We start from the raw sequence: 16,254 nt of genomic DNA on the forward strand, positions 1-16,254 counted from the left end.
AGCGCTTCGGTGGTGAGACGCTGACCGGGGACTGTGTACAGCGACCCGGTCCCGTACGGGGAGGCAGGCAAGTGGTGGATCAGCTGACGCAGCACGATCCGAGGCGGATCGGCCCGTTCGAGGTCCTGGGACGGCTCGGCGCCGGCGGCATGGGACTCGTCTATCTCGCGCGCTCGGCATCCGGCCGGCGCGTGGCGATCAAGACCGTGCGGACCGAACTCGCCGAGGACCAGCTCTTCCGCGTCCGCTTCACCCGCGAGGTCGAGGCGGCCCGCGCCGTGTCCGGCTTCTACACGGCAGCCGTCGTCGACGCCGACCCGCGCGCCGCCGTGCCGTGGCTCGCCACCGCCTACGTCCCCGCGCCCTCCCTCGAAGAAATAGTGAACGAGTGCGGGCCGCTGCCGGCCCAGGCGGTGCGCTGGCTCGCCGCCGGAATCGCCGAGGCCCTCCAGTCCATCCACGGCGCGGGCCTCGTCCACCGCGACCTGAAGCCGTCGAACGTGCTCGTCGTCGAGGACGGCCCCCGCGTCATCGACTTCGGTATCGCCTCCGGCGTCTCCAACACCCGCCTGACCATGACGAACGTCGCCGTCGGCACCCCCGCCTACATGTCGCCCGAGCAGGCCAAGGACTCCCGGAGCGTCACCGGGGCCTCCGACATCTTCTCCCTCGGCTCCACCCTCGTCTTCGCCGCCACCGGACACGCCCCCTTCCACGGCGCCAACCCCGTCGAGACCGTCTTCATGCTGCTGCGCGAAGGCCCCGACATCGAAGGACTGCCCGCCGAGCTGCGGCCGCTCATCGAGTCCTGCATGAAGATGGAGGCACCGCTGCGGCCCTCGCCCGCGGACCTCCAGGCCCAGCTCGCCCCGCACCTCTTCGGCTCCGGCAGCGACGACAGCGGCACCGCGTCCGCCTGGCTCCCCGAGCGCTCCGTCGCGCTCATCGAGGAACGCAGGGGTGGACGGCCCCCGGTCAAGAGCAGCGGTCCCGGCCGCGGCGGCAGCGGCGGACGGGGCGTGCACGGCGGTGCCCCCGGCCCCATGCCGGCCATGCCTGCCCAGCCCCCCGGCCCGCCCCCGTCCCACGTCCCCGGCACCGGCGGCTGGCGTCCCACGCCCGCGCCCGTCGGCACCTCGGGCCTCGCACCCGACGCCGGGCCCGTACGCCTGGCCGGGGCGCAGGTCCCGATCGGCCCCGGCCCGCGCGTCGCCGACGCCCGCGCCGCCGCGGTGAAGGCACCGCCCGCCGACGCGGGCCTCGCCGCGTCCTGGTCCCGCCCCAAGCCCGGCGTCAACGGCGCCCCCGATCCCGTGATCCCCGCCCCGGCCCCCGAGGCGGGCGCCGCCTGGCGGCCCTGGCGCTTCCGTATGTCGAACGACGTGTGGGGCACCCCGTCCGTGGCCGGCGACCTCGTCTACGTGACCTCTTTCGAGGTACACGCACTCGACGTGTCCACCGGCCGCCGCCGCTTCAAGACGCGCGACGTCGCCTGGTCCATGGCCGTGGCCGACGGCCGTATCCACGCCTCCGACGGCCCCACCCTCTACGCGCTCGACGCCCGCGAGGGACACGACCTGTGGCGGCTGCAGAGCGACGCCTGGGTGTACTCCCTCAAGGCCGACCGCGGCACCGTCGTCACCGGCACCCGCGGCGGCGGCGTACAGGCCTGGGAAGCCGTCAACGGCGACAAGCTGTGGGAGATCACCGGCGCCCAGACCGACTTCGAGTCCCCCGAGGCCGGACCTGTCATCCACGACGGCACCGTCTACGTGTGGAAGGACGCCCGGCTCCGCGCGCTGGAGGCCCGTACCGGCGAGGAGCGCTGGTCGTACCCGATCGGCGACGCGGCCTCCTGCGGAGGCGTCCCCGTCCGCCTCACCCAGGCCTCCGACGGCTACGTCTACGTGGCCGCCGGGACCCGCGTCCTCGCCGTCGACGTCGCGAGCGGCCATGTCCGCTGGCACTTCGAGGCGCCCGCCGTGTTCCTCTGCCCGCCCGCCTTCGCCCCCGGCCCGGCCGTCACCGGCGGCGGCGTCTACCTCGCCGACCACCTCGGCACCGTCTACGCCCTCGACGCCACCGACGGCCGCGACCGCTGGCGCATCGCGACGGAACCCCGCCCCTCCTCCGTCGAACCGGTCCTCGTCTCGCACGGCCACGTCCACGTCGGCAGCGGCCAGGGCCTCTACACCCTCGACGCCGTCACCGGCACGCCCAAGTGGCGCTTCCAGGCGGGCGGCGAGGTCGTCGGCTCACCCGTCGTCGCCGACAACCGCATCCACTTCGGCGCCACCGACCACCTCCTCTACACCCTCAAGGCCGACGACGGCCGCCTCCGCTGGAAACTCGCCACGGGCGGCGAGATCACCGGCGCACCCGTGGTCAAGGACGGCGTGGTGTACGCGTGCAGCAAGGACCGCTGCGTGTACGCACTGGACGCGGAGAAGGGCACCGGGACGGCCACGGCGCGCTAGGGCTTGTCGCCGGGCCGCCCGCCCTGCTGCCCCTCCTCGTACGGGGGCTCCTCGTAAGGGGGCTCCTCGTACGGGGGATCCGGGTACGGGGGCTGCTCGGCGTACGGCTGCATCGGGCCCTCCAGCGTGTGCTGGGGACCGTCGAGCGTGGGCGCCGGCGGCGGGACGGGGTCGGTGAAGTGCGTGGGCTCCGGGCCGTCACCGGCGTACCCCTGGTCCGCGCCCTCGGGGAGCCGCTGTTGCCGCCCGCTCATCACGGCCGCGCCGAGCAGCAGCAGCGCACCGCCGACGGCCGCGCCGGCCACTCCGAGCCCCAGCCCGGAACCGTCACCGGCCACCACCATCCGCCCCTCGGCCTGCCCCACCCGCACCATCCACAGCACGGTGAAGGCGAGCACGACCACGCCCGCGAACGCGACGAGCAGCCGCGACCGCAGCACGACACCGATCAGCGTCGCGGCGGCGGCCACCGCGAACGGCAGGAAGAGGGAACCGACCAACTCCGCACGCGCGTCCGTCACTCCGGTACCCGTGAACAGGTCACCGAGGCGGTAGTAGCGCCCGTGACGGCCGTCGTACCACGCACGGAAGGGGCTGGAAACGGCGGCCGTCGCTCCGAGGAGAGCGAGGATCGATCCGAGGACGTTGCGGACCATGCGCAGCCTCCTGAATCCGGCCTGGTTCGGCTCTCGGTCACGACGCTACGCCGGGAGTACACCCGTCGCCACGCGGCGCTGCTACGGTGTCGGGTCGCCAAGAGGAACGCAACGATCACCATATTTTCGGGGGAGCAGAAGGATGCTGCGACGAGGACTGAAGCTCACGGCGCTGGCTGCCGTGGTCGTACTCGCACTGACCGGATTCTCGACGGGCCGCGGCCACGGTTCGGGCAAGAGCAGGGGGAGCGGCAGCCACAGCAGCAGCAGCGGAGGCGGCTGCTCCAGCTCGAAGCAGAACCACGGCGGATCGTCGTCGAGCACGACAGGCGGTTCGAGTTACGACGATGACGACGACTCGTACGGCAGCTCCGGCTCGGGCTCCTCGGGCTACACGTCGGGCGGCAGCAGCTACAACAGGCGACCCACCCGCACCCCCAGCACCTCCAGCACCTCGGGGAGCGGCAGGAGCGACGACATCACGGCGAAGCTCCTGAAGTGCGCCGGCAAGAACTCTTCGTACGCGTCCGTCGAGCTCAGGAACCGCGGCAGCCGGGACGGCCGCTACAACCTCACCATCCACTTCCAGGACGCGAGCGACATCACCGTCATCGACAGCAGCACGACCGTCACCGTCCCGGCCAACGGCACGAAGGTCGCCAAGGTGAAGCCCGGCGGCGGCGCGGACCTGCTCCAGTCGATCGACCACTGTCAGCTCGACGGAGCGCCGGCCCCGAGCTGAGCCACACTTTCCCGCCGCCGGTCACCGCACCCGGAACCCGCCGGGTCGCCGGGCGGAGAACAGCTCCGCCTGCCGCTCCGGAGGAAGATTTCCCAGGGTGATCAACTGCGGCGCGTGCGCGAGGGCCTGCGTGCGCGCCGCCTCCTTGGCCGACCACAGCGCCCGCACCGTGCCCTGCACGGCCTCGGTCGGATACGACGCGATCGTCTCCGCGCAGCGCACCGATGCCGCCAACGCGGCGCCGGGGGCGGTGAGTTCGGACACGAGTCCGGTCTCGTACGCGCGCCGGGCCGAGATCCGCTCGGCCGTCCCCATGAGCGCCATCCGAGCCACCTCGCCGAGCGGCATGCGCTGGGCGAGGTGGATGGTCTCGTAGGCGCTGACCATGCCGTAGGCCGTATGCGGGTCGAAGAAGGTGGCGCTCTCGTCGGCCACGACGAACTCGCTCTCGCCGATGAGATAGAACGCCCCGCCGCACGCCATCCCGTTGACGGCGGCGACGACGGGCTTCCACAGGTCATTGGCCTTCGGCCCGACCGCGACGAGCGGATCGTCGATGCTGTACGGGGACTGCGGCTGCGGCACCTCGGCGTCGCGGTCGATCCCCGTGCAGAAGGCCCGCTCACCGGCGCCGGTGAGGACGACGGCCCGCACGGAGTCGTCGAACCTGAACCCCCGCCACACAGCGGCTAGTTCATCGGCGGTCGCCAGATCGATCGCGTTGTGACGCTCGGGCCGGTCGAGGGTGACGACCGCGACCCCGCTCTCCTTGTCGGTCTCGACGCGCACGCTCACGGCCGCTCCAGGACCCAGCGCGGCATGGTCACGCCGTCGACGTCGGTGAAGACGACCTGCACCTTGGCGCCGATGCGCAGCCGCGCGGGGTCGACGGAGTTCAGGGCCGCGTCGGCGGAGGCCACCAGATTCCCGACGAGCCGGATCCGGGGCGCGTCCGCCAGCTCGACGATGATCGCGTTGTACGGGGCGACGGCGGCGTACGCGGGGAGCAGCGGCGGATGCGGAACGACGTAGGACCAGATCCGCCCGCGCCCGCTCATGAGCCGCCACTCACTCTCGAACGACCCGCAGTGCGGGCAGCACGGACGAGGCGGAAACCGCAGCTCACCGCAGGTGGGGGAGGCGCAGGACTGGATGCGGAGCTGGGATTGGGCGGCGTAGTGCCAGAAGGGTGCACCGTCGTCATCGATGACAGGTGACAGATAACAGATTTCAGATTCTGTCATTGGTCAATCCAACTTCCCTTTTTGTCATTGGTCAGTGCAACGCCGTGAGCCGGACTCCTTGAGCTCGTCGCCGTCCCGCCTTGCCCCTCACGCCCCCCGCAGCAGCAACGCCGACGTAGGTACCCCCTCGCCCGCCGTCACCAGGCAGGTCCCCGCACCCGGTACCTGCGCCGTGCTGATGCCGCGTAGCTGTTTCACGCCCTCGTTGATCAGGTTGAAGCCGTGGACGTACGCCTCGCTGAGGCCGCCGCCGCCCGTGTTCAGCGGCAGGCGTCCGCCGATCTCCAGCGCCCCGCCCTCCGTGAACGCCCCGCCCTCGCCCCGCCCGCAGAACCCGTACCCCTCCAGGGACAGCGGGATCAGTGGCGTGAACGCGTCGTAGATCTGTGCGACGTCCACGTCCTGCGGCCCGAAGTCGGCCTGTTTCCACAGGTGTCGGGCGGCGGTCCAGGCCGGACCCGTCAGCGGATCGTCGTTCCAGTAGTTGACCATCCCGTGGTGCTGGGACGGCAGCCCCTGCGCGACCGAGTGCACGTACACCGGCTTCTGGCGGCAGTCGCGGGCCCGCTCGGCGGAGACGATGACGCACGCCAGCGCGCCGTCCGTCTCGAGGCAGTTGTCGAAGAGGCACAGCGGCTCGCTGATCATGCGGGCCGTCATATACATGTCGCGCGTCAGCGGCCGCTCGTACATCATCGCGGCCGGGTTCTGGTTGGCGCGGTTGCGGCAGGCGAGCGCAACGTTGAAGAGGTGGTCCCTGGTCGCCCCGTACTCGTGCATGTAGCGCCGCGCGAGCATCGCGATCTCGTCCGCGGGGCGCAGCAGCCCGTACGGGCGGGTCCACTGCGCCGGCGTCGGCAGCTGGACGGTCGTGTTCTTCCACGGGCGCGGCCCCGACCCCCGCTTGCGCGACCGCCAGGCGACCCCGACGCTCGCCTGTCCCGTGGCGACGGCGGCGGCCAGGTGTCCGACCGTCGCGCACGATCCGCCGCCCCCGAATCCGACCTTGCTGAAGAAGGTCACGTCCCCCGCGCCGACGGCCTTGGCGACCTCGACCTCGTCGGTCTCCTCCATCGTGTACGAGGCGAAGGCGTCGACCTCGGACGGCGCGATCCCGGCGTCGTCGAGCGCGGCGAGGATCGCCCGACACGCCAACGTCTTCTCACTCTCGGGGAGTTGTTTGCCGAAGGCCGTCTGCCCGATCCCCACTATGGCCGTCGCGTCCTTGAGCCCCGCCATCGCAAGCCACCTCCGCGCGTCGTGATGCCACCACGATCGTCCCGTCTGCTGACAGCGCGTCAGGCTACCGTTAATCTGACGGATAGTCAGCTACGGGTCGGCTACGGGTGTGGAGGTCGTGCGATGCGCGGGGACCTGGAGTGGGGCACCGTTCCCCAACTGGTGCGTGCGGCAGCCGAACGGTACGGGGAGCGTGAGGCCGTCGTCGAGGGCCGTACGCGCATCTCGTACGCGGAACTCGGCGACCGCGTCGAACGGGCCGCCGCCGCGTGCATCGCGAGCGGCGTAGAACCCGGCGACCGGGTCGCGGTCTGGGCGCCCAACACCCTCGACTGGATCGTCTCCGCGCTGGGCGCGGTGACCGCGGGCGCCGTCCTCGTCCCCCTCAACACCCGCTTCAAAGGTACGGAGGCGGCCTACATCCTGGCCCGCTCCCGCGCGAAGCTCCTGTTCGTGACGGGCACGTTCCTCGGCACCTCGTACGTGGCGTCCCTGCGCCGGGCGAACGCCGAACTCCCGTATCTGGAACAGGTGGTCGTCCTCGCCGACACGGCCCCCGACACCTCGCCCGCCGAAGACGACCCACGCGTGTGGCGGACCTGGAAGGACTTCCTCGCGGGCGGCGAGGGCGTCTCGGGCGAGACGGTCCGGGCCCGCGCGGCGGGAATCGCCCCGGCCTCCCCCTCCGACATCATTTTCACCTCGGGCACCACGGGCCGCCCCAAGGGCGCGGTGATCACCCACGCCCAGACCCTGCGCGGCTACGCGATCTGGTCCGACCTGGCCGGCCTCCGCGAGGGCGACCGCTACCTCATCGTGAACCCGTTCTTCCACACCTTCGGCTACAAGGCGGGCATCATCGCCTGCCTGATGCGCGGCGCGACGATGGTCCCGCAACCCGTCTTCAACGTGGACACGGTCCTCGCCAACATCGCCGCCGAACGCATCTCCGTACTCCCCGGCCCGCCCACGCTCCACCAGTCACTCCTGGACCACCCGAACCGCACCTCCCACGACCTGTCGGCGCTACGACTCGTGGTGACGGGCGCGGCGGTGGTCCCCCTCCAACTCGTCGAGCGCCTGCGCTCCGAACTCCACATCGACACCGTCCTCACCGCATACGGCCTCTCCGAGGCGAGCGGCATCGTGACGATGTGCCGCCGCGGCGACGAGGCGTCGGTGATCGCGTCGACGTCCGGCCGGGCGATACCCGACACGGAGGTGCGCGTGGACTCGCCCGGCCCCGGCGAACCCGGCGAGGTCCTGGTCCGCGGCTTCAACGTCATGAGCGGCTACTTCGAGGACGAGGCCTCGACCCGCGAGGCGTTCACGAAGGACGGCTGGCTGCGCACGGGCGACGTGGGCGTCCTGTCCGACTCCGGCAATCTTCGTATCACCGACCGCATCAAGGACATGTTCATCGTCGGCGGCTTCAACGCGTACCCGGCCGAGATAGAGCAGCTCCTCGGCCTCCACCCGCATGTGGCCGACGTCGCCGTGATCGGCGTCCCGGACGGGCGGCTCGGCGAGGTCGGCAAGGCGTACGTCGTACGGCGTCCGGGTTCCGTCCTCACGGCCGACGACCTGATCGCCTGGTCCCGCCGCGAGATGGCGAACTACAAGGTGCCGCGCGAGGTGGACTTCGTGCCCGAACTCCCGCGCAACGCGAGCGGGAAGGTGGTCAAGGGGGAGTTGCGGGGCAGGCGGGCGCCGTAGTCACGTGAGGGCGGCGCGGATTTCACCGACCATCCGTTCCGGGCGGTGGAAGACGTCGGCGGCGGTGTAGCGGAGGAGCAGGCGGACCTCGGGGCACCGGAGGACCTGGTTGAAGCGGTCGATGTCCTTCCGGTGGGCCTCTCGGGAGCCGTGGTACGCGTAGCCCTCGATCTCGACGGCGAGCCCTTCCGCCCGGAACAGGAAGTCCAGGAAACGACGCCGTCCGTCCGGCGTACGCAGTTCCACCTGGCTCTCGGGGCGCAGACCCGCGTCGTGCAGGCGCAGGCGCGCGACGGTCTCGGCGGGGGATCCGGCGCCGAGATCCACGAGCTTCAGCCGGCCCCGCGCACGGGACGCCCCGAGCAGCGGCGCGTCCAGCTCGGCGGCGAGCGCCGCGGCCGTCGTGAGCGGGGCACGGCGCACGCGGTCCACCGTGCGCCGGGTGAGGGCCGACTCCACGGCGACCAGCGCGTCGTCCGCAGGACCGGCCGCCCGGAGCAGGTCGGCGACGGTGCGGTTCACGTGCGTGACGCGCAGCCCCCAGCGAACCGCGATCTCGCGCGCCGCGAGAGGCATCCGGTGCACGCGCACCCCCGTACCTTCCCGGCGGATCGAGAGCCCGGGGTCCGTGAAGTCCAGGGTGTGGGCGCCGCGCGCGGGCGTGAGCGTCTCGATCCGCCAGAGCGAGGCGGCGCTGCGGTGACTGACGACGAGCCCCGGCTTGAGCAGCTGCACGGCGCGGAGCCGTATCGGCAGGTCGGGCCTGCGCCCGGGCTCGCCCCACGCCCCGGCACACAGCCGGACCCAGCCCTCGCCACGCAACCGCCGCGTGAGCGTACGCGGCACCCACCCGGCCTCGAGCGCGACGGAGGTGAGTAGCACCCCGCCCTGCACCAACGCCCGCAATTCCGTCCCCGCCATGCGACGACTCTGCCGGAACGGGGAATTTGGCGCTCCGGCCTGTGGATAACGAGGGTGGGGCTGGCGGGGCTGGCTGGGGTGGCGGGGCTGGTGGGCTGGCAGCTGCTGGCTTCGGCGGGGGCAGACCCGGGCGCTGCACCGCTGCCTGCGCCTGCGCCTGCGCGACGGCGAGGCCCGCCGGTCCGACGTACTCGCCGGCCCGACGTACCCGCCGGCCCGCGCCAGGAACGTGCCCTCATCCACGGGGCGAGGGCATCCGCTGGGGTGGGGGTGGACGCCGCCTGAGCCGTCGGCTCCCTGGTCGCCACGGCTACCGGGCGCTGTCCGGTGTCCAGCGAAGCGTCATGTCGGGCAGGTTCTCCATATTGCGCTCACCATCGCTGGTGTCGAAGACGACGAAACCGTGGCGCTCGTAGAAGGCGCGGGCATCGGTGTTCTGCTGAAAGACGTGCAGGAACAGCCCCTCAGGACTGTGCCGCCTCACCTCGTCGAGCAGCAGCGTGCCGATTCCCTGCCGGCGGACGTCCGGACGCAGATAGAGGTGTTCGAGCACGTCACCGTCGAGAGCCGCATAACCGGCGACCTCCGCGTTACGCACCGCGACCCAGGTACGAGATTGCTTGAGCAGGGTGTCCCGGATCCATCGGGTCACCTCTTCCTGATTCCGCTTCTGCGGGGGCAGATAGGGCATGGTCGCGGACCGAGAGGCCATGTGGATGCGCGCGATCACGCCTGCATCCGCCTCCGCCGCACATCGGACACGAGTCCTGCCGTCATCACTCACGCCGCGAACCTACAAGCCCGACACAGGCGCCCGCGCGGGGATTGGCGGATATGGGGCGGGGAAGGGGCGCTGCGGCAAGGGTGGGGTGGCCGGGATCTGCCCATCACTGCAATCTCGCTGAGCGTCAGCGCTTCAGGTCGGCTACGAAGGCGGTCCAGGCGGGGGTGCGGAAGAGGAGGACGGGGCCGCCGGAGGGGGCGGTCTTCGAGTCCCGGACGGGTACGAGGGTGGGGTGGGCGGCGCCGGGAAAGGCTTCGGCGATCTCGACGCATTCACCGCCCGTGCCGTTGCTGTAGCTGCTCCTACGCCAGTGGGCGGCGCTCAAGTCGATGTCGGGGTTTGCCATTTCCATAGTCCTCTGCCGCTGCCTGGATCAGGGCCAGGGACGCCTCAGGCGGCAGTGCGGCGGCCCTGAGCAGATCGTACGACTCCCGGTATTGCTTCACGAGTGCCGGATAGTCGATGAGTTGGCCGCTGTGCAAACTCTCTGCGTACACCACCGGCGGGGCATCCGAGAAGGTCATGATCCTGATCATGCCCATCATGAAGGGGTGGGCCGCGGCGGTTTCCGGAACGATCTGCAAAATTGAGCGGCTGCTACGTACTACCTGCGCGATGTGATCGAGTAGCTCGGCCATCGCCTCGTCCGGGAGGGTCCGGCGATGGATCAGCGATTCGTCGAGGATTGCCCAGACTGAAGGAGGGTCCTCGGCGTCGAAGAGCTCTGCCCGCCCCATGCGGGCCGCCACCTTCTCCTCGACCTCTTCGTCCCTGGCCCGGGGCATCGCAGCCCGCACGATTGCACGGGCGTACGCCGCCGTCTGGAGCAACCCCGGCACGATCATCGGCGCCCAGTCTTCGATCGTCTCGGCGTGCTGTTCCATCTCGGCGACGTCCGCGAAGTACTCGGCGTGCCCCGACTGACGTGCCTTGCGTGCATCTTCACAACGTCGTTGGAAAAAGCCATCGGTGCCTAGCTTCTCGTCCACGTGGCGGGCCAGGTCCAGGGGCATGCGGCGCTCGCCGCATTCGATCTGACTGAGGAAGGGAACGCCGCGGAAGCTACCTTCCGCCAGCTGTTCGAGCGTGAGGTCCGCGAGCTCTCTCTTGAAGCGCAGCTCGGCGCCGTAGAAGGAAGGGACGTTCGCCGAAGCGTCGGGATCCTTGCGGGAGGACACAACCCACCACCACCGTTTGCCAGTTGCTGTGCGTAACCCAAAACCCTTTTACGGTACGCCGCCCCGCGCCACTGTGTGACTGATTCATCACGGAGTGCACTCGACAGGAAGGGCGTACGCATGCATCGCCAACCCCCCGCCGCCGTCGGCGCGAAGGTAGTGACCCCGCCTGGGCTGGAGGTCGAGTTGCTCGCCGTGCCGAAAGTCGTGCCCGAACTGCGCCGGGCGGTGCGGGAGCACTTGGGCGTCGCATGCACGGAAGTGCAGCTCTGCGTGAGCGAGTTGCTGGGGAACGTGATCCGGCATGTGGGGGAGGGGACACCGGTACGCGTGCGGGTGGCGCGGGTGGAGGGCGTCGGGATCCGGGTGGAGGTCACGGATCCTGATCCGCGCGTACTCCCCGTGCTGCTGCACGCGACGGGGGAGGACGAGTCGGGGCGGGGCATGGTGCTGCTCGACGCGCTGGCGCTGAGGTGGGGCGTGGAACAGGGCGCGGCGTCGAAGACGGTGTGGTGCGAGGTCGGAGCGGGGGAGGCGTAGTGCTGCTCACCTTGCTCGGGCGGATGCTCACGCGGTTACTGCCGGGCGGGGGCACCCGGCGCCGGACTGTCCCGACGCAGGCGGCAGGGCCAGTCGCGCCGCCCCCGTATGCGCGGCCCCGCAGCCCGTACGCGCGGGAGGCGGCGACGGAATGCCGGGTCGACGTGTCCGACGAGCCGCTGACGCGCCCGTACTACCGCCACTACCGCGCGACGGAATCCATGTGCGCCGGTTGAGTGGGGTGGGGAACACTGCCCTGATGAGCTCAGAGGCCTACCGGACACCGCAGGAGCGGGCCCTTCGCCACGTCGCGTCACTGGCGTCGGGGCCTCCGCTGGATCCGTTGCTGCGGGTGACGCTCAACTTCCACCCGGATCGGCTGCTGCACGGCAAGCCGATCCTGGACGCTCTGGCCGACGACGGCCTGTACCGCTCGCAGTTCGTCACGGGGACGAGCAATGGCGGCCTGACCGCGCACCCCGGCGGGGACCGGTGGCGCTGGGAGAGCCGGATCTTCGACGGTTCGTACGACGAGTCGCCTGCTCAGGAGCGGCCGGTCTACGGGGCGTTGAACTTCCGGCGTAAGGCGGTCGGAGGGGCGCCGCGGTTCGGGTCGGCCCATTTCCGGTTGAGGGCCGAGACAGTGAGGCGGACGACGTTCTGCTACCCGGACAGCTTCCTTGAGCCGTCGGACTTCGGTGTCGCCGACCGCATGGGGCTCGTCGAACTCGCCCTGGCCGACGGCCGGGACGCCCTGGATGACTACATCGAGGCCCAGGTGCACGGGCCGGTCCGGCTGAACCGTCATGTGGAGGCGGTGGTCCTGGACCCGTGCTACCGGGACTCCCCGGTCGAGGCCGCGGCGCTGCGTCTGGGCTGCCCGGTGGAGTGGCACGGCGGCTTCCGTGTCGGGGTCGAGGAACTCCGCCTTCACCCGGACTACCGAGGCCAGGAGTACGTCGACCTGGCCACGCGGATCGCCGTCGGTGGCGTACTCGATCCCCGCATCATCGGAGACACGGCGCGCGCCGGCCGCTATGACCCGCAGTCGGTCAAGAAGGTGTGGCACTACCTGGCGCGCTTCGGGGTGCGGAGCCCTTAGGGCCGGGGCGGGTACGGCAATGGGGCCGAGCTCGGTGGGCTCGGCCCCATCGAGGAGGTACTGGATCAGGGCATGTGGCTGTCGAGCGGCGCGACGGGCGTGCTGTTGCCCTGAGCGAGCCGCTGGGGCCGGACACGACTCGGCCGCGGCGGCTCCCCCTCCGCGCCGCCGCGGCCGATCCCCGTCGGGAAGAAAGTCTCAGGCGTCCTTGGGCGGAGCCGGCGCGTGGTTGTCCATCGTGGTGATGGTGCCGTCCGCCGGCGGCGCGGGCGCGTGGTTGTCCATCGTGGTGATGGTGTCATCGGCCGGCGGCGCGGGCGCGTGGTTGTCCATCGTGGTGATGTCTTCCAACTTCTTCTCTGCCTTGCTCATTGCCATGAACCCCTTCTGACGCGACCTGATGACAGAACCCTTGTCCGGCAACTCCCCCGAGGATCGCCGGACAAGGGTCGTAGTGGGCGCTCACCTGCGAGGCAAGCCCCGACGATCCGTCTGCCCCCCGACGCGGCGGATCGATGACCTAAGGATGTCAGGCAGGTATAAACGTTCAATGAACGCCCCAGGCGGTCTCAGACTGCGGGGGTCGGAGAGAGCAGCCCTCGGACTTCGCCGGCCTGGACGTCGGCACCTGTCGCCTCGTACAGGGAAAGAGCCTCGCGCCAACAGACACGTGCGCGGTCCACCTGGCCGACGCTGACGAGGGATCGCCCAAGCGTGGTGAGGATGCCGGCGCGTGAGCGGTCGCCTCCCACAAAGCCTGTGGCGAGAGCCTGTTCGGCGTGCTGAGCGGCCGACGTTGGACGCTTCTCTGCGAGATGGGCCTGCGCAATCCGGAAGTGGGTGGTGCCCTCCCAGAGTCGCTGACGGTTCTTTGTGAAAATCTGAAGTGCCTCAGCGAGCTCGTCCAGGGCATCGGACGACCGGCCGGCCTGAATCAGGGCAATGCCCAGCGCGTATCGGGCATTCGCCAACCGTAGTGTGCGCCCAATGCGGTTGTAGATGTCCACCCCCTCCCGGGCGAGGGAGATCGCATTGGTCGAGTCCCCCATGGAGGCGCGAAGGCGCGAGAGATTGCATACGGCGCTGGCTTCTGCAGGGAGGTTGCCGTCGGAGCGCGAGCCGTCTATTGCCTTACGAAGATGATCTTCTGCCTCGGCGTGCTTCCCTTGGATGAAAGCGATGATCCCGCGATCGTTGCTGGACCAGTAGAGAGGTGCGACGTCGTCGGCTGACGCGGCAGACAGTGCTGCTTGACGTGCCTCGTCATCCGCCTCGTCATACCGGCCCGCCACGAGGTGGGCGTTGGTGAGTGTCGTCCGGGCTCGCCCCTCTGCTCGTGCATCGTCGGCAGCAGTTGCGGCTTTCCTGGCTGCATGAGCGGCTGACTCATACTGCTTGGCATTCGCGCCGGACTCCGCCAAGTCTTTGGCCGCCCACAGAAGGTCGACGGCCTGACGGAGTGTGGCGCCTCCTGAGGCTTGTCGAGCGCAGGCCAACAGGGAGTTGGCCTCGGTGTACAACCAGTCGAGGGCGTCATGACGGTCCTGGAACTCGATGCCTGTATAGCGAGTGGGCGCCAAGTGATCCACGACGCGATCCCCCGGCCGCTCAATCGCATAAACCCGGGCCGCCGTAGCCAGATAGAAGTCCAGCAACCGCGACATCGCCGCCTCCCGCTCCTCCGGAGGCAACTCGTCCCGTTCCGCGCACGCACGCGCGTAGAGGCGGACCAGGTCGTGGTAGCGGTAGCGGCCGGGCGCCGCCGACTCCAGGAGGGATGTGTCGACCAGTGACTCCAGGAGGTCTTCCGTCGACTCCGGCGGGAGGTCCAGGACCGCTGCTGCCGCCGCCAGGGAGATGTCCGGGCCGTCGGCCAGGCCCAGGAGGCGGAACGCGCGGGCCTGGGCCGGCTCCAGTTGGCCGTAGCCCAGTTCGAATGTCGCCTTGACCGCCAGGTCACCCGCCTGGAGTTCGTCCAGGCGGCGGCGCTCGTCCGCGAGCTTCGCCGCGAGGACCGAGACCGTCCAGGTGCGGCGGGCCGCGAGGCGCGACGCCGCGATGCGGATGGCGAGGGGGAGGAAGCCGCAGGCGGCGACCACGTCCAGGGCCGCTTCCCGTTCCGAGGCCACCCTCTCCGCGCCCACGATCTTCGTGAAGAGCTGGAGCGCCTCCTCCGGCGACATCACGTCCAGGTCCACGAGGTGCGCGCCCACCAGGTCGACCATGCGGACGCGGCCCGTGATGAGCGCGGCGCAGCCTTCCGTGCCGGGGAGCAGGGGGCGGACCTGGGCGGCGTCGCGGGCGTTGTCCAGGAGGACGAGGACGCGGCGGCCGTCGAGCGTGGAACGGTAGAGGGCCGAGCGTTCTTCCAGGGAGTCGGGGATCGCCGAGTCGGCCGTGCCGAGCGCGCGCAGGAACGAGCCGAGGACCGTCTCCGGTTCCGCTGCGCGCGGGCCCGCGCCCTGGAGGTCGACGTACAACTGGCCGTCGGGGAACGAGGGGCGGGCGGCGTGGGCCACGTGGACGGCGAGGGTCGTCTTGCCCACGCCGCCGATCCCCGCTACCGCGGAGACGGCCATGACCTGGCCCTCCCCGTCGGGGGAGGAGGCCGAGGACAGGATGTCGCGCAGCTCGGTCACGAAGGAGGCGCGGCCCGTGAAGTCGGGCACTGTTGCCGGGAGTTGGGCGGGCCGGAGAGGGGCCGCCGAAGGTTCCGTCGTCGGGGCGGACGGTTCCGCGAGGCCCGGGTCGGCCTGGAGGATGCGCTGCTGGAGTTCGGCGAGGCCGGGGCGCGGGTCGACGCCGAGTTCGTCGGCGAGGAGGCGCCGCGTGTCGGCGTATACGGCGAGGGCCTCGGCCTGGCGGCCGGAGCGGTAGAGGGCCAGCATGAGCAGTTCGCGCAGCCGCTCGCGCAGGGGGTGCGCCGCGGTGAGGGCGGTGAGTTCGGAGACCGCCTCCGCGTGGCAGCCCTGCTCCAGATCCATGTCGAGGCGGGATTCGAGCAGGCCGAGGCGCCATTCCTCCAGGCGGGCGCGCTGGGTCTCGGCGTACGGGCCGGGGACGTTCGCGAGAGGTTCGCCGTCCCACAGGGCCAGTGCCCTGTTGCAGAGTTCGCGCGCCTTGCACAGGTCCCCGGTGCCCCGGGCCTTCTCGGCGTCCGCGCGGAGCGCCTCCGCCGCGGCCAGGTCGAGCGCGTCGCCGCTGACGGAGCGGATCGCGTAGCCGCCGGACTCGCTGACGAGGACGCCGGGGCCGAGGATCTTGCGCAGGCGGGAGGCGTACGTACGGACGGCGGCCAGGGCCTGCGACGGGGGCTCGTCGCCCCACAGGGCGTCGATCAGTTCGGCGGCGGTGGCGGTGCGGCCCTCGCGCAGCAGGAGCGCCGCGAGCAGGGCGCGCTGCTGTGGTGAGCCCGTGGTCAGGGGCTCGTCGCCGCGCCAGGCGCGCACCGGGCCGAGCACGCTGAAGCGCAGGCCTGCCGGGACCTTCGTGGCCTCGGGCGGCTCGGTGCTCCCGGTGGCCTCGGAGGTCCCGGCGCACCGCTGCTCCGGTACCCGCGGTACACCGTCCATCGCTGCCCCCTGCCGCACGCGTCAGATCCAAAGACGACGAGGCCAGTTTGCCTTGTTCATGGCGGATGCGTCAGCCGCGCGAG

Annotated in this window: 15 protein-coding genes; 5 read left to right on the forward strand and 10 right to left on the reverse strand. The window is 70.9% G+C overall.

The window, feature by feature from the left end:
* Positions 1-71: 71 nt before the first annotated feature.
* Positions 72-2,477, forward strand: coding sequence for a protein serine/threonine kinase AfsK (gene afsK / locus ACZ67T_RS12080; RefSeq protein ID WP_469983442.1), 2,406 nt, complete (start codon positions 72-74; stop codon positions 2,475-2,477).
* Here afsK and ACZ67T_RS12085 read toward each other — a convergent pair.
* The gene (locus ACZ67T_RS12085; protein WP_469983443.1) at positions 2,474-3,133 is read right to left on the reverse strand and encodes a hypothetical protein; all 660 of its coding nucleotides are present in this window, start codon (positions 3,131-3,133) and stop codon (positions 2,474-2,476) included. The two genes, afsK and ACZ67T_RS12085, sit on opposite strands and share 4 nt — an antisense overlap.
* Positions 3,134-3,275: 142 nt before the next feature.
* On the opposite strand from ACZ67T_RS12085, the gene ACZ67T_RS12090 reads away from it, so the two are divergent.
* Positions 3,276-3,875 (forward strand): hypothetical protein, encoded by a 600-nt coding sequence (locus tag ACZ67T_RS12090; RefSeq protein WP_469983444.1) that lies wholly within the window; start codon positions 3,276-3,278, stop codon positions 3,873-3,875.
* A gap of 21 nt (positions 3,876-3,896) precedes the next feature.
* Here the strand turns inward: ACZ67T_RS12090 and ACZ67T_RS12095 are convergent, their stop codons facing one another.
* The 3 genes from ACZ67T_RS12095 to ACZ67T_RS12105 form a co-directional block, all read right to left on the reverse strand.
* Positions 3,897-4,670: an enoyl-CoA hydratase/isomerase family protein gene (locus ACZ67T_RS12095; protein ID WP_469983445.1), complete on the reverse strand. Its 774-nt coding sequence runs from the start codon at positions 4,668-4,670 to the stop codon at positions 3,897-3,899.
* Complete coding sequence (locus ACZ67T_RS12100; RefSeq protein ID WP_329572845.1) at positions 4,667-5,119, reverse strand: Zn-ribbon domain-containing OB-fold protein; 453 nt, start codon at positions 5,117-5,119, stop codon at positions 4,667-4,669. Before ACZ67T_RS12100 ends, ACZ67T_RS12095 begins: the two co-directional genes overlap by 4 nt.
* 87 nt (positions 5,120-5,206) lie before the next feature.
* On the reverse strand, positions 5,207-6,358 hold the full coding sequence (locus tag ACZ67T_RS12105; protein WP_469983447.1) for a lipid-transfer protein: 1,152 nt from the start codon (positions 6,356-6,358) through the stop codon (positions 5,207-5,209).
* A 123-nt stretch (positions 6,359-6,481) separates the two neighbouring features.
* Here ACZ67T_RS12105 and ACZ67T_RS12110 point away from each other — a divergent pair, with 123 nt between their 5' ends.
* Positions 6,482-8,074 carry a FadD3 family acyl-CoA ligase gene (locus ACZ67T_RS12110; protein WP_469983448.1) on the forward strand — a complete coding sequence of 531 codons (1,593 nt, stop codon included), beginning with the start codon at positions 6,482-6,484 and terminating at the stop codon, positions 8,072-8,074.
* On the opposite strand, the gene ACZ67T_RS12115 is transcribed toward ACZ67T_RS12110, so the two are convergent.
* The 4 genes from ACZ67T_RS12115 to ACZ67T_RS12130 all read right to left on the reverse strand — a co-directional run bounded on the left by ACZ67T_RS12115 (position 8,075) and on the right by ACZ67T_RS12130 (position 10,957).
* Positions 8,075-8,995: a hypothetical protein gene (locus ACZ67T_RS12115; RefSeq protein ID WP_469983450.1), complete on the reverse strand. Its 921-nt coding sequence runs from the start codon at positions 8,993-8,995 to the stop codon at positions 8,075-8,077.
* A 310-nt stretch (positions 8,996-9,305) separates the two neighbouring features.
* Positions 9,306-9,779 carry a GNAT family N-acetyltransferase gene (locus ACZ67T_RS12120; RefSeq protein WP_469983451.1) on the reverse strand — a complete coding sequence of 158 codons (474 nt, stop codon included), beginning with the start codon at positions 9,777-9,779 and terminating at the stop codon, positions 9,306-9,308.
* Between the two features lie 124 nt (positions 9,780-9,903).
* Entirely contained in the window at positions 9,904-10,125 is a 222-nt protein-coding gene (locus tag ACZ67T_RS12125; RefSeq protein ID WP_469983452.1) for a DUF397 domain-containing protein, read from the reverse strand.
* Positions 10,082-10,957: a helix-turn-helix domain-containing protein gene (locus ACZ67T_RS12130; RefSeq protein WP_469983453.1), complete on the reverse strand. Its 876-nt coding sequence runs from the start codon at positions 10,955-10,957 to the stop codon at positions 10,082-10,084. Before ACZ67T_RS12130 ends, ACZ67T_RS12125 begins: the two co-directional genes overlap by 44 nt.
* Positions 10,958-11,077: 120 nt before the next feature.
* Between ACZ67T_RS12130 and ACZ67T_RS12135 the strand changes: the two genes are divergently transcribed.
* Both ACZ67T_RS12135 and ACZ67T_RS12140 read left to right on the forward strand, forming a co-directional pair.
* Entirely contained in the window at positions 11,078-11,497 is a 420-nt protein-coding gene (locus tag ACZ67T_RS12135) for an ATP-binding protein (protein WP_469983454.1), read from the forward strand.
* Between the two features lie 259 nt (positions 11,498-11,756).
* Positions 11,757-12,599, forward strand: a complete 843-nt coding sequence (locus tag ACZ67T_RS12140) for a DUF3626 domain-containing protein (protein ID WP_469983456.1) — start codon at positions 11,757-11,759, stop codon at positions 12,597-12,599.
* 198 nt (positions 12,600-12,797) lie between these two features.
* On the opposite strand, the gene afsS is transcribed toward ACZ67T_RS12140, so the two are convergent.
* Positions 12,798-12,971, reverse strand: coding sequence for a regulatory protein AfsS (afsS, locus tag ACZ67T_RS12145; RefSeq protein WP_329572862.1), 174 nt, complete (start codon positions 12,969-12,971; stop codon positions 12,798-12,800).
* Between the two features lie 197 nt (positions 12,972-13,168).
* Positions 13,169-16,171 (reverse strand): SARP-family global regulator AfsR, encoded by a 3,003-nt coding sequence (gene afsR, locus ACZ67T_RS12150; protein WP_469983457.1) that lies wholly within the window; start codon positions 16,169-16,171, stop codon positions 13,169-13,171.
* Positions 16,172-16,254: the final 83 nt, after the last annotated feature.

The organism is Streptomyces sp. NPDC107517, from assembly GCF_055582645.1.

Excerpts from the sequence above, each read along its gene's own strand:
- ACZ67T_RS12085 (WP_469983443.1), bottom strand. The coding sequence starts at position 3,133 with ATGGTCCGCAACGTCCTCGGATCGATCCTCGCTCTCCTCGGAGCGACG.
- afsS (WP_329572862.1), bottom strand. The coding sequence starts at position 12,971 with ATGAGCAAGGCAGAGAAGAAGTTGGAAGACATCACCACGATGGACAAC.
- ACZ67T_RS12110 (WP_469983448.1), top strand. The coding sequence starts at position 6,482 with ATGCGCGGGGACCTGGAGTGGGGCACCGTTCCCCAACTGGTGCGTGCG.
- ACZ67T_RS12100 (WP_329572845.1), bottom strand. The coding sequence starts at position 5,119 with ATGACAGAATCTGAAATCTGTTATCTGTCACCTGTCATCGATGACGAC.
- ACZ67T_RS12115 (WP_469983450.1), bottom strand. The coding sequence starts at position 8,995 with ATGGCGGGGACGGAATTGCGGGCGTTGGTGCAGGGCGGGGTGCTACTC.
- ACZ67T_RS12125 (WP_469983452.1), bottom strand. The coding sequence starts at position 10,125 with ATGGCAAACCCCGACATCGACTTGAGCGCCGCCCACTGGCGTAGGAGC.
- ACZ67T_RS12105 (WP_469983447.1), bottom strand. The coding sequence starts at position 6,358 with ATGGCGGGGCTCAAGGACGCGACGGCCATAGTGGGGATCGGGCAGACG.
- afsR (WP_469983457.1), bottom strand. The coding sequence starts at position 16,171 with ATGGACGGTGTACCGCGGGTACCGGAGCAGCGGTGCGCCGGGACCTCC.
- ACZ67T_RS12090 (WP_469983444.1), top strand. The coding sequence starts at position 3,276 with ATGCTGCGACGAGGACTGAAGCTCACGGCGCTGGCTGCCGTGGTCGTA.
- ACZ67T_RS12135 (WP_469983454.1), top strand. The coding sequence starts at position 11,078 with ATGCATCGCCAACCCCCCGCCGCCGTCGGCGCGAAGGTAGTGACCCCG.
- ACZ67T_RS12140 (WP_469983456.1), top strand. The coding sequence starts at position 11,757 with ATGAGCTCAGAGGCCTACCGGACACCGCAGGAGCGGGCCCTTCGCCAC.